The 12646-nt window shown below is 71.2% G+C and carries 7 protein-coding genes and 1 pseudogene; 7 read left to right on the top strand and 1 reads right to left on the bottom strand.

Going from position 1 to position 12646, the window contains the following annotated elements; genetic code table 11:
* The first annotated feature begins 156 nt into the window (after positions 1-156).
* On the top strand, positions 157-1044 hold the full coding sequence (locus tag ACFW16_RS20415) for a LysR substrate-binding domain-containing protein (RefSeq protein ID WP_380308350.1): 888 nt from the start codon (positions 157-159) through the stop codon (positions 1042-1044).
* Here ACFW16_RS20415 and ACFW16_RS20410 read toward each other — a convergent pair.
* Positions 1041-1295, bottom strand: a complete 255-nt coding sequence (locus ACFW16_RS20410) for a hypothetical protein (RefSeq protein WP_380308349.1) — start codon at positions 1293-1295, stop codon at positions 1041-1043. The genes ACFW16_RS20415 and ACFW16_RS20410 overlap by 4 nt on opposite strands.
* Before the next feature lie 208 nt (positions 1296-1503).
* Between ACFW16_RS20410 and ACFW16_RS20405 the strand changes: the two are divergent.
* The 6 genes and pseudogenes from ACFW16_RS20405 to putA all read left to right on the top strand — a co-directional run bounded on the left by ACFW16_RS20405 (position 1504) and on the right by putA (position 12561).
* A pseudogene (locus ACFW16_RS20405) lies at positions 1504-3060 on the top strand (ABC transporter substrate-binding protein).
* Positions 3060-4007, top strand: a complete 948-nt coding sequence (locus ACFW16_RS20400; RefSeq protein ID WP_380308347.1) for an ABC transporter permease — start codon at positions 3060-3062, stop codon at positions 4005-4007. The pseudogene ACFW16_RS20405 and the gene ACFW16_RS20400 overlap by 1 nt, the downstream one beginning before the upstream one ends.
* A 6-nt stretch (positions 4008-4013) precedes the next feature.
* Positions 4014-4829: an ABC transporter permease gene (locus ACFW16_RS20395; protein WP_380308345.1), complete on the top strand. Its 816-nt coding sequence runs from the start codon at positions 4014-4016 to the stop codon at positions 4827-4829.
* A complete protein-coding gene (locus ACFW16_RS20390) occupies positions 4826-6427 on the top strand; it encodes an ABC transporter ATP-binding protein (RefSeq protein WP_380308343.1) in 1602 nt (533 codons plus the stop codon). The genes ACFW16_RS20395 and ACFW16_RS20390 overlap by 4 nt, the downstream gene beginning before the upstream one ends.
* A gap of 24 nt (positions 6428-6451) precedes the next feature.
* Positions 6452-8455 (top strand): CocE/NonD family hydrolase, encoded by a 2004-nt coding sequence (locus ACFW16_RS20385; RefSeq protein ID WP_380308341.1) that lies wholly within the window; start codon positions 6452-6454, stop codon positions 8453-8455.
* A gap of 218 nt (positions 8456-8673) precedes the next feature.
* On the top strand, positions 8674-12561 hold the full coding sequence (putA, locus tag ACFW16_RS20380) for a trifunctional transcriptional regulator/proline dehydrogenase/L-glutamate gamma-semialdehyde dehydrogenase (RefSeq protein WP_380308339.1): 3888 nt from the start codon (positions 8674-8676) through the stop codon (positions 12559-12561).
* The last annotated feature ends 85 nt before the right edge of the window (positions 12562-12646 follow it).

Raw genomic sequence — 12646 nt, 5'->3', positions numbered from 1 at the left:
CGGACGGGTTCGTATAGAGGTCTAGACAAGTTCGATGACGATTCTGCTGTCGCCCCGGATGATGATCCTCGGTGCCCACGGCTTGTGCCGCGCCGCGGAATCGCTAGGCTGCGCCTCGTCCGGCGATGCGCCGGACGGTTTTCCCCGGCTGTGTGAATGCCCGCTTCCTCCCATCTCGGTTTGCCGCCGCTCAACGCCCTGGTCGTATTCGAGGCGGCGGCGCGGCTGGCCAATTTCTCCCGCGCCGGGGCCGAGCTCGGCCTGACCCAGAGCGCGGTCAGCCGCCAGATCCTGAAGCTGGAGGCCTCCATCGGCGGCAAGCTGTTCCAGCGCGCCCCGTCCGGCGTCAGCCTGACCCCGCTGGGCGAGAGCTATGTCGCCGAGGTCCGCCGCATCCTCGGCGACCTGGTGGCGGTGACGCATGGCGTCCGCGGCTCGGCCGGGCCGCGGCAGGTGACGCTGGCCTGCTCGCACGGCATCGCCGATCTCTGGCTGATGCCGCGGCTGCAGGCGCTGGACGCCGCCCTGCCGGGGATCGAGCTGCGCCTCAGGGTCACCGACGACGTCCAGCATCTGCGATTGGACGAATTCGACCTCGCCATCTTCTACCGGCGCGAGCGGCCGGCCGGCGTGGCGCTGCATGTACTGGGCACCGAGGACGTCGTGCCGGTCGCGGCGCCGGGGCGGCCGGGGCTGCAGGACGACCCGGCGCCGACGCTGCTGGCGATCGAGGATTCGCTGCGGGAGTGGACGGACTGGCCGCATTGGTTCGGCGCGGCAGCCATGACGATACCCGCAAAGGCGAGGTTCTGGCGGCTCGGCTCCTACGCCCTGGCGGTGCAGGCGGCCTCCCAGGGGCTGGGCACGGCGCTGGGCTGGACCTGGCTGCTGCGCGACCAGCTGGCCTCGGGCGCGCTGGTGCCGGCGCATGGCTTCCACCTGCGCTCGGAAGGGTCGTTCTACCTGATGCGGCCCTTGGACCGGCATGTCCGCCGGGTGGTGCGCCAGGCCATGGACTGGCTGGTCGCCAGCAACGCCGGCTAACCCGCCGGTCGCGCCCGCATCCGCCGGGCCTTCACCAGGCCGATCACGGTGAACAGCATCCAGAAGACCTGGGCCACGAAGGAGGCCAGGTTGAAGCTCCACAGCAGCGAATACATCACCAGCACGCCGCCGACGATGTTCAGCAGGGCATAGCGCCCATCCGTGATCGCGAGGACCTGCAACTGCGCCAGGGCATAGGCGTGCAGATAGGCCAGGACACCGACCAGGCCGACCACATCCGGCAGACTCACGATTCGACCTCGGGGCAACGAAGGCGCCCTGCATAGGGGGCGGCTTCGGGAAGCGGCATCGAATCTTGCTCATGAGGTCATGCCCAAAAATCATGTCCGACTTATTGCCGTCATCCACTAGGGTCCGGCCGCTCAAGGCAGCGCGACGCAACGGCTGCCGCACCGGGGCGCCACAGAGCGCCCGCCCACCCGACAACAGGGATCGGTCATGACACGCAGGGACTTGCCCTCTCTCGAAACCACGCGCCGCGGCCTGCTGCTGGGTGCCGCCGGCCTCGGCCTCGCCGCCGGTCTGGGTGGCCGCGCCTTCGCCCAGGATACGCCGCGCAAGGGCGGCGTGCTGAAGCTGGGCATGGGCGGCGGCAGCACCACCGACACGCTCGACCCGCGGGTGATGACCGACTGGGTGCCGCTGAACCAGGCCTTCATGCTGATGAACGGGCTGGTCGAGATCGACCGGAACAACCAGGCGGTGCCGGAGCTGCTGGAGAGCTGGGAGGCCAAGCCCGGCGCGGCCGAATGGGTGTTCACCCTGCGCCAGGGCGTGACCTTCCACAACGGCAAGGCGCTGACGGTCGAGGACGTGATCTACTCGATCAACCTGCATCGCGGCGAGACCTCCTCCGCCGCCCGCGCCATCGCCGAGCAGATCAAGGAAGTCCGCAAGCTCTCCGACAGCCAGATCGCGATCGATCTCGCCGGCGGCAACGCCGACCTGCCGTACCTGCTGTCGGACTACCACTTCCTGGTGGTGGCGACCCGAGAGACCGAAAGGTCGAACCCCGGGGGCACCCCCCCCCTCGGGATGGGGAGCTAAGAGCCCCGCCGGCGCGCGCGCCTCACCCCCCACCCCCGCGGCAAGTAGACGGGCTGCGCCAATGTCGATGCGGTCGAGGTGATCGTCATCAACGACGTCGCCGCCCGCACCAACGCGCTGATGTCGGGCCAGGTCCACGCCATCAACCGGCTGGACTTCAAGACGGTCGACCTGTTGAAGCGCAACCCGAAGCTGCAGATCGTGCAGTCGGCCGGCGGCCAGCACTTCACCTTCCTGATGGACTGCACCAAGGCGCCGTTCTCCGACGTCAATGTCCGCCTCGCGATCAAGCACGCGATCGACCGCGAGCAGCTGCTGAAGGTGGCGCTGCGCGGCTATGGCCAGCTCGGCAACGACCATCCGATCCCGCGCACCGACCGCTTCTTCAACAGCGAGCTGCCGCAGCGGGCCTACGACCCCGACAAGGCGAAGCACTACCTGCAGCAGGCCGGGATGAGCGACCTGAAGGTCGAGCTGTCGTCCTCCGACGCCGCCTTCGGGGGCGCGGTCGACGCCGCCGCCATCTTCCGCACCGCAGCGGCCAAGGCCGGGATCGACGTCTCGATCAAGCGCGAATCCCCCGACGGCTACTGGGACAAGGTATGGATGCAGGCGCCGTTCAGCATGGGATACTGGGGCGGCCGCCCGACCGCCGACCAGATGCTGTCCATCGCCTATGCCTCGGACGCCAAGTGGAACGACACCCATTGGAAGAACCAGCAGTTCGACAAGCTGCTGCTGGAGGCGCGTGGGCTGCTGGATGACGCCAAGCGCAAGGAGATCTACTGGACGCTGCAGGAGATGATCTCGAACGACGGCGGCGCCATGATCCCGATGTTCGGCGACTATCTCGACGGCGTGTCGACCCAGCTGCAGGGCGTCACCCCGCATCCGATGTTCAACTTCATGGGCGGGCGGCTGGCGGAGCGCGTCTGGCTGGCGGCTTGATGACGGCCCTGATTCTGAAGCGGATCGGGCTCGGGCTCTTCACCCTGTGGCTGGTGTCGGTGCTGGTCTTCGCCGGCACCCAGCTGCTGCCCGGCGACGTCGCCTCGGCCATCCTCGGCCAGTCGGCGACGCCGGAGGCGCTGGCCGCGCTGCGCCACAGCCTGGGGCTGGAGCAGCCGGCGCTGCTCCGCTACGGCCAGTGGCTGTGGGGCTTCGTCCGGGGCGATCTCGGCCGGTCGCTGGCCAACCAGCAGCCGGTGGCGGAGCTGCTGTGGCCGCGCTTCTGGAACACCATGTTCCTGGCCGCCTATGCCGCGGTGATTGGCGTGCCCCTGGCGGTGACCTTAGGCATCCTCACCGCGGTCCGTCGCGGCGGCGTGTTCGACCGGCTGGTGAACATCGTGGCGCTCGGCACCGTGTCCCTGCCGGAATACTTCCTCGGCCTGGTGCTGATCCTGGTCCTGGCGGTGCAGAACCCGGTCTTCCCCAGCCTGGCCGATGTCTATCCCGGCATGGGCTTGGCCGAACGGCTGGACGCGACCACGCTGCCGATGCTGACCCTGCTGCTGGTCACCGTCGCCCAGATCATGCGCATGACCCGGACGGCGGTGCTGGCGGTGATGGATTCCGCCTATGTCGAGACCGCCTACCTCAAGGGCCTGATGACCGGCCGGGTGGTGCTGCGCCACGCCCTGCCGAACGCCGCCGCGCCGGTCGTCAACGTCGTCGCCTTCAACATCGCCTATCTGATCACCGGCGTGGTGCTGGTCGAGGCGGTGTTCAACTACAACGGCCTCGGCCGCTTCATGGTCGACGCGGTGGCCAAGCGCGACCTGCCGATGGTGCAGGCCTGCGCCATGGTGTTCGGCGCGGCGTATGTGCTGCTGAACATGACGGCCGACATCGCCGCCATCGCGCTCAACCCGCGCCTGCGGCACCCCCGGTAGACGGCCATGAGACGCATTCCCCTGACGGCCTGGATCGGCCTGGCGATCATCGCCCTCAACCTCGCCGCGCTGCTGTTCGGCCCGCTCTTGGCCCCCTATGGCGAGGAGGACATCCTCGGCGGTCCCTTCGATCCCGCCGGCGCGCTGAACTGGTTCGGCCTGGACCAGAACGGCCGCGACATGCTCTCGCGCCTGCTGTACGGCGCGCAGATGTCGATCGGCGTGTCGCTGGCCGCCTCGCTGCTGTCCTTCACGGTCGGCCTGCCGCTCGGCTTCCTCGCCGCCCTGCGCGGCGGCTGGGTCGACACCGTGCTGTCGCGGCTGGTCGACACCATCATGTGCGTGCCGGTGCTGATCTCCGCCCTGGTGGTGCTGCAGGCGCTCGGCTCCTCCTTGCCGGTGCTGATCGTCACCATCGCACTCCTGGACTCGACCCGCGTCTTCCGCCTGGCCCGGATCCTGGGGCAGGGGATCAATGTGATGGAATATGCCGAGGCGGCGCGGCTGCGCGGCGAGGGCAGCTGGTGGCTGATCCGCAAGGAGATCCTGCCGAACGCGGCGGCGCCGCTGATCGCCGAATTCGGCATGCGCTTCTGCTTCACCTTCCTGTTCGTCGCCGGCCTGTCCTTCCTCGGCCTCGGCATCCAGCCGCCCTATGCCGATTGGGGCGGGATGGTGAAGGACAACCAGCAGGGCATCCTCTACGGGCTCTACGCGCCTCTGTACCCGGCGGCGGCGATCGCGCTCCTGACCATCGGCGTCAACCTGGTCGTCGACTGGCTCCTCGCCGGCCGCAGCCGGCCGCAGGGAGAGGGACGATGAGCGACATCCTCACCATCCGCGGCCTCAGGGTCGAGGCGCCGGACGGCACCGTCCTGGTCCACGGCATCGATCTCGACCTGAGGAAGGGCGAGGTGCTGGGCCTGATCGGCGAATCCGGCGCCGGCAAGTCGACCATCGGCCTGGCCGCCATGGGCTGGGGCCGCGGCGGCTGCCGCATCGCCGGCGGCACGGTGTCGATCGGCGGACAGAATCTGACGTCGGAGGGTCCGTCCGGAAAGGCCAAGGTCCGTGGCGCCCGCATCGCCTATGTGGCGCAGAGCGCGGCCGCCGCCTTCAACCCGGCACTGACCATCGGCCGCCAGGTGCTGGAGGGACCGCGGCACCACCGGGCGATGGGCAAGGCCGAGGCGCGCGCCTGGATGCTCGAGCTGTTCCGGGCGCTCGACCTGCCGGACCCCGAGCGCTTCGGCGACCGCTACCCGCACCAGGTCTCGGGCGGGCAGCTGCAGCGCGCCATGGTCGCGATGGCGATGTCCTGCCGGCCCGACATCCTGGTGCTGGACGAGCCGACCACGGCGCTTGACGTCACCACCCAGATCGAGGTGCTGGCCCTGCTGCGCCGGCTGATCCAGCGCTATGGCACGGCGGCGCTGTACATCACCCACGACCTCGCCGTGGTGGCGCAGATCGCCGACCGGATCCAGGTGCTGCGCCACGGCAAGCCGGTCGAGCTCGGCGCGACCGGACAGGTGCTGGAGGCGCCGCGCGAGGACTACACGCGCCGCCTGGTCGGCGAGCGCCAGGCCAGCCTGGCCGGCGAGCCGCGCCGGCACGAGGGCGGCGAAGTGCTGCTGACCGTCGACGGCATCTCCGCCGCCTATCACAAGGCGCCGGTGCTGGCGGATGTCTCGCTGTCGCTGCGCCGGGGCGAGACCCTGGCGGTGGTCGGCGAATCCGGCTCCGGCAAGTCGACCCTGGCGCGGGTGATCACCGGCCTGCTGCCGCCGACCGCCGGTTCGGTGCGGCTGGACGGGCAGGCGCTGCCATCCTCCTACACCGCCCGCAAGCGCGACCTGCTGCGCCGCATCCAGCTGGTCTACCAGCTGCCGGACGTGGCGCTGAACCCGCGCCAGACGGTGGGCGAGGCGATCGGCCGGCCGCTCGGCTTCTATTTCGGCCTCAAGGGCCGCGAGCAGAAGCAGGAGGTCGGGCGGCTGCTCGGCCTGATCGGCCTCGACGCGGATTTCGCCGACCGGCTGCCCGGTGCGCTGTCGGGCGGGCAGAAGCAGCGCGTCTGCATCGCCCGGGCCCTGGCGGCCAAGCCGGACCTGATGATCTGCGACGAGGTGACCTCGGCGCTCGACCCGCTGGTGGCGGAGGAGATCCTGCGCCTGCTGCGCCGGCTGCAGGACGAGCTGGGCGTCGCCTATCTGTTCATCACGCATGACCTCGGCGTGGTCCGCCGCCTGGCCGACCGCACCGCGGTGATGCAGCGCGGCCGGGTGGTGGAGCAGGGGCCGACGGCCGAGATCTTCACGCCGCCCTTCCACGACTATACCGGCCGCTTGCTGGCCTCCGTCCCCGAGCTGCGCCGCGACTGGCTGGACCAGGTCCTCGCCGCGCGCGCCACCGCCTGACCCGCTGCCCCTGGAGACCCCGACATGCCGATCCGCGTCGAGGAGAACATCTGGATCCCGCTGTCCGACGGCACCCGCCTGGCCGCCCGGCTGTGGCTGCCGGAGGGGGCGGAGGCGGCGCCCGCGCCCGCCGTGCTGGAATACATCCCCTACCGCAAGCGCGACGGCACCCGCGGCCGGGACGAGCCGATGCATGGCTGGTTCGCCGGCCAGGGCTACGCCGCCATCCGCGTCGACATGCGCGGCACCGGCGAGTCCGACGGCCATATGGCGGACGAATACCTGAAGCAGGAGCAGGACGACGCGCTGGAGGTGATCGCCTGGATCGCGGCGCAGCCCTGGTGCACCGGCGCCGTCGGCATGATGGGCAAGTCCTGGGGCGGCTTCAATTCGCTGCAGGTGGCGGCGCGCCGGCCGCCGGCGCTGAAGGCGATCATCACCGTCTATTCGACCGATCATCGCTATGCCGACGACATCCACTACCAGGGCGGCTGCCTGCTGACCGACAACCTGTGGTGGGGCGCCATCATGCTGGCCTATCAGGCGCGGCCGGCCGACCCGGCGATCGTCGGCGAGGGCTGGCGCCGGCAATGGCTGGAGCGGCTGGAGCGGATGCCCTTCTTCCCGGCCCTGTGGCTGCGCCACCAGCGCTATGACGAATACTGGAAGCACGGCTCGGTCTGCGAGGATTGGTCGGCGATCCAGTGCCCGGTCCTGGCCGTGGGCGGCTGGGCCGACAGCTACACCAACGCGGTGCCGCGCCTGCTGGCCGGGCTGCAGGTGCCGCGCCGCGGCATCATCGGCCCCTGGGGCCATGTCTATCCGCAGGACGGCGCGCCGGGCCCGGCGATCGGCTTCCTGCAGGAGGCGCTGCGCTGGTGGGACCAGTGGCTGAAGGGCCACGACACCGGGGTGATGGAGGAGCCGATGCTGCGCGCCTTCGTCGAGGACTGGAACCCGCCGGCCGGCACGAGGGCCGAGACCGAGGGAAGCTGGGTCGGCGAGGCGGAATGGCCCAGCCCCGCCATCCAGCCGCGGCGCTGGGCCCTGAACGCGCCGGGCGTGCTGGGAGACACCGCAGGCGCGGAGGCCGAGATCCTGGTCCGCTCGCCGCTCAGCCACGGCAAGGCGGCCGGCGAATGGATGGCCACCGGCTGCCCCGGCGAGCTGCCGGTCGACCAGCGCCTGGACGACGGCGCCGCCCAGCTCTTCGACAGCACTCCGCTCGACGCTCCCATCGAGATCCTGGGGGCACCGGAGCTGTTGCTGGACCTTGCCTCGGACGCGCCGGTCGCGCAGCTGGCAGTGCGGCTGTGCGACGTGGCGCCGGACGGCCGCTCGGCCCGGGTCAGCTACGGCGTGCTGAACCTGACCCATCGCGACGGGCACGAGGCGCCGGCGCCGCTGGAGCCCGGCAAGCGCTATCAGGTGCGGGTGAGGCTGAACGATTGCGGCCACCGCTTCCCGGCCGGGCACCGCATCCGCATCGCCGTCGCCACCGGCTATTGGCCGACCGTCTGGCCGGCGCCATATCCCGCCACCCTGACGCTGCGAACCGGCGCCAGCCACCTCGACCTGCCGGTGCGGCAAGGCGGGGCAGGGGATGCGATGGCGTTCGAGCCGCCGGTCCGCGGCTTGGCCGCGCCCACGACGCAGGTCTCGCCCGGCAGCATCCGGCGCTATTCGAAGCAGGACCATGTCAGCGGCGAGACCACTTACGTCACCGAGGGCATCGGCGGCGTGTTCGGCGAGGGCGTCCTGCGCTTCGACGAGATCGACACCACGATGGCCCACAGCCTGAAGCGCGAGCTCACGATCCGCGACAACGACCCGCTGTCGGCCCGCTATGTCCTGACCCAGTCCTACGAGATGGGCCGCGAGGGCTGGCGCATCGTGATCGAGAGCCGGTCGGTGCTGACCGCCGACCTCGACCGCTGGCACCTGACCACCGAGCTGACGGCGAAGGAGAACGGCCAGGTCGTGACCGAACGCTCCTGGTCCGAGGACATCCCGCGCGATCTGGTGTGAGGCCGTAGCCGCGTTGAGCCCATTGTTTCCCTGTCATTGCCGGGCTTGACCCGGCAATGACAGGGGCCACCCAGAGCGGCTTCGACATCTCTGGATGCCCGGGTCAAGCCCGGGCATGACAATAAATATCGGACGGTGCAACCTCCATTTAGCCGAGGTTGCACCTCCCGCCCCTCCGGTGCTACTACTCCCGCACAACAAACCCGCGGGGCAGGGCCATGGGCAGCACGACGTTCGGCGTGAAGATCGATGACGAGCTGCGGGCGCGGCTGAAGGCGGCGGCGGAGAAGCAAGGCCGCACCCCGCATTGGCTGGTCAAGCAGGCGATGCTGGCGATGCTCGACCGGGTCGAGCGCGGCGAGAGCTTCGGCGGCGTCGACGAGGGCGACGGCGTCGACCCGGCCGACGGCCCGACGGAGGAGTCCGGACCGCAGCCCTTCCTGGACTTCGCCCAGTCGGTGCAGCCGCAGACGGTGCTGCGCGCCAAGATCACCGCCGCCTATCGCCGGCCGGAGGAGGAGTGCCTGCCCTTCATCCTGGCCGGCGCCGCCCTGCCGAAGCCGGTGACCGACGGCGCCCGCGGTATCGCGCGCGGCCTGGTCGAGGCGCTGCGCGCCAAGGGCGTCGGCGGCGGGGTCGAGGGACTGATCCAGGAATTCTCGCTGTCGAGCCATGAGGGCGTGGCCCTGATGTGCCTGGCCGAGGCGCTGCTGCGCATCCCCGACCGCGCCACCCGCGACGCGCTGATCCGCGACAAGATCTCCTCCGGCGACTGGCAGTCCCATGTCGGCCAGAGCCCGTCGATGTTCGTCAACGCCGCCGCCTGGGGCCTGGTGGTGACCGGCAAGCTGGTGACCACCAGCAGCGAGGCCGGCCTGTCCGCCGCCCTGACCCGGCTGATCGGCCGCGGCGGCGAGCCGCTGATCCGCAAGGGCGTCGACATCGCCATGCGGATGATGGGCGAGCAGTTCGTCTCCGGCCAGACCATCTCCGAGGCGCTGGCCAACGGCCGCAAGCTGGAGGCGCGCGGCTTCCGTTACTCCTACGACATGCTCGGCGAGGCGGCCACGACCGGGGCCGACGCCGACCGCTACTACCGCGACTACGAGCAGGCGATCCACGCCATCGGCAAGGCGGGGGAGCGGCGCGGCATCTATGAGGGGCCGGGCATCTCGATCAAGCTGTCGGCCCTGCATCCGCGCTATTCCCGGGCCCAGGCCGACCGGGTGAAGGGCGAGCTGCTGCCGCGGCTGACCGCGCTGGCGGTGCTGGCCCGCAGCTACGACATCGGCCTCAACATCGACGCCGAGGAGGCCGACCGGCTGGAGCTGTCGCTCGACCTCCTGGAGGCGCTGTGCTTCGACCCGGCGCTGTCCGGCTGGAACGGCATCGGCTTCGTCGTCCAGGCCTATCAGAAGCGCTGCCCCTTCGTGATCGACTGGATCGTCGACCTGGCCCGGCGCAGCGGCCACCGGCTGATGGTGCGCCTCGTCAAGGGCGCCTATTGGGACAGCGAGATCAAGCGCGCCCAGGTCGACGGCCTCGAAGGCTTCCCGGTCTACACCCGCAAGATCTATACCGACGTCTCCTACCTGGCCTGCGCCCGCAAGCTGCTGGCCGCGCCGGACGCCGTGTTCCCGCAATTCGCCACCCACAACGCCCAGACCCTGGCGACCATCTACAAGATGGCCGGCGAGAACTACTATCGCGGCCAGTACGAGTTCCAGTGCCTGCACGGCATGGGCGAAGGGCTGTACGAGGAGGTGGTCGGCCGCGACAAGCTGGACCGGCCGTGCCGGATCTACGCACCCGTCGGCACCCATGAGACGCTGCTGGCCTATCTGGTCCGCCGCCTGCTGGAGAACGGCGCCAACACCTCCTTCGTCAACCGCATCGGCGACCCGGACGTCTCGATCGACGAGCTGATCGCCGACCCGGTCGAGGCGGCGCGCAAGGTCCAGCCGCTCGGCGCGCCCCACGCCAAGATCGCCCAGCCGCGCGGCCTGTTCGGCGGCAGCCGCGACAACTCATCCGGCATCGACCTGTCGAACGAGCAGCGCCTGGCCTCGCTTTCCGCCGCGCTCCTGTCCGGGGTCGATGCGGTGGTCCGCGCCGTGCCGATGCTGGGCGACGGCGACCGCGACGGGCCCGCGCGGGACGTGCGTAACCCGGCCGACCGCCGCGACGTGGTCGGCAGCGTCGTCGAGGCCTCGGCCGAACAGGTCGACGAGTCGATGGCCCAGGCCGCCGCGGCGGCGCCGATCTGGCAGGCCACGCCGCCGGCCGACCGCGCCGCCTGCCTGCTGCGCGCCGCCGACCTGATGGAGGCGCGGATGCCGGCGCTGCTCGGCACCATCATCCGCGAGGCCGGCAAGACCCTGCCGAACGCGATCGGCGAGGTGCGCGAGGCGGTCGACTTCCTGCGCTACTACGCGGCCCAGGTGCGCGACGGCTTCTCCAACGACACCCACCGGCCGCTCGGCCCCGTGGTCTGCATCAGCCCGTGGAACTTCCCGCTGGCGATCTTCACCGGCCAGGTGGCGGCGGCGCTGGCCGCCGGCAACGCCGTGCTGGCCAAGCCGGCCGAGGAGACGCCGCTGATCGCCGCCGCCGCCGTGCGCCTGCTGCGCGAGGCCGGGGTGCCGGCCGGGGCGGTGCAGCTGGTGCCGGGCGCGGGCGAGGTCGGGGCGCGGCTCGTCGCCGATCCCCGCACCCGCGGCGTGATGTTCACCGGCTCGACCGAGGTCGCCAAGATCATCCAGAAGGTGCTGGCTGACCGCCTCGATCCGGAGGGCCGGCCGATCCCGCTGATCGCCGAGACCGGCGGCCAGAATGCGCTGATCGTCGACTCGTCGGCGCTGCCGGAGCAGGTGGTGGGCGACGTGCTGACCTCGGCCTTCGACAGCGCCGGCCAGCGCTGCTCGGCGCTGCGCGTCCTGTGCATCCAGGAGGATGTGGCCGACCGCGTCCTGACCATGCTGAAGGGCGCGATGGCGGAGCTGGCGATCGGCAACCCCGACCGCCTCGCCGTCGATGTCGGCCCGGTGATCACCGACGAGGCGCGGGCGACCATCGCCAAGCACATCGAGGCGATGCAGGCCAAGGGCCGCAAGACCCAGGCCCTGCCGCTGCCGGAGGCGGCGAAGCACGGCACCTTCGTGCCGCCGACGCTGATCGAGATCGACGACATCGCCGAGCTGAAGCGCGAGGTGTTCGGGCCGGTGCTGCATGTGCTGCGCTGGCGCCGCAGCCAGCTCGACCGGCTGCTGGAGGCGATCAACGCCACCGGCTACGGACTGACCTTCGGCGTCCACACCCGGATCGACGAGACCATCGCCCGGGTCTCGCACCGCGCCGCCGCCGGCAACGTCTACGTCAACCGCAACCTGATCGGCGCGGTGGTCGGGGTGCAGCCCTTCGGCGGCCACGGCCTGTCCGGCACCGGGCCGAAGGCGGGCGGTCCGCTGTACCTGTACCGGCTGCTCTCGGTCCGGCCCGAAGCCGGGCCGGTGCCGGCCGATGGCGCCGCGGGCGACAAACGCTTCCAGCCGCTGCGCGACTGGACGGCGGCCCTGCGCAAGGCCGGGCGGACGGCGGAGGCCGACCGTGTCGCCGGCTATGAGGCGCGCAGCCCGCTCGGCGTCACGCTCGAGCTGCCCGGCCCGGTCGGCGAGAAGAACAGCTACAGCCTGGAGCCGCGTGGGGCGGTGCTGTGCCTCGCCCAGACCGCGACGGGCGCGGCGCTGCAGATCGGCGCGGCGCTGGCCACCGGCAACAAGGCCGTGCTGTCGGCCCCGGCAGAGGTCGCCGACGCCCTGCTCGGCGCCGTGCCGGCGTCGCTGAAGCCGCTCCTGTCCCGCGCCGACGACTGGGCCTCGGCGCCGGCCGATGCGGTGCTGTTCGAGGGCGACGGCGACGCCCTGCACGCGGTGAACCAGGCGGTCGCCGCCCGGCCGGGCCCGCTGGTGCCGGTCCAGGGCGCGACCCGCGACGACCTTGCTGGGGGCCGTGCCTTCTACGCCCTGGAATGGCTGCTGCTGGAGCGGTCGGTCAGCAACAACACCGCCGCGGCCGGCGGCAATGCCAGCCTGATGACAATCGGGTGATCCGGGCGTGGGGGGGGGGCGGGGGGGGGGGCGGGGGCGGGGCGGGGGCGGGGCGGGTGGGGGGGGGGGGGGTCGGCGGGTGGGG

Source organism: Inquilinus sp. NPDC058860 (genome assembly GCF_042743185.1).
Taxonomy (GTDB): domain Bacteria; phylum Pseudomonadota; class Alphaproteobacteria; order DSM-16000; family Inquilinaceae; genus Inquilinus.
This window is presented reverse-complemented; position numbering and strand designations above follow the sequence as displayed.

What these genes read in the sequence shown, in the direction of transcription:
- ACFW16_RS20415 (WP_380308350.1), top strand. Translation starts at nt 157, where the DNA reads ATGCCCGCTTCCTCCCATCTCGGTTTGCCGCCGCTCAACGCCCTGGTC.
- ACFW16_RS20400 (WP_380308347.1), top strand. Translation starts at nt 3,060, where the DNA reads ATGACGGCCCTGATTCTGAAGCGGATCGGGCTCGGGCTCTTCACCCTG.
- ACFW16_RS20395 (WP_380308345.1), top strand. Translation starts at nt 4,014, where the DNA reads ATGAGACGCATTCCCCTGACGGCCTGGATCGGCCTGGCGATCATCGCC.
- ACFW16_RS20390 (WP_380308343.1), top strand. Translation starts at nt 4,826, where the DNA reads ATGAGCGACATCCTCACCATCCGCGGCCTCAGGGTCGAGGCGCCGGAC.
- ACFW16_RS20385 (WP_380308341.1), top strand. Translation starts at nt 6,452, where the DNA reads ATGCCGATCCGCGTCGAGGAGAACATCTGGATCCCGCTGTCCGACGGC.
- putA (WP_380308339.1), top strand. Translation starts at nt 8,674, where the DNA reads ATGGGCAGCACGACGTTCGGCGTGAAGATCGATGACGAGCTGCGGGCG.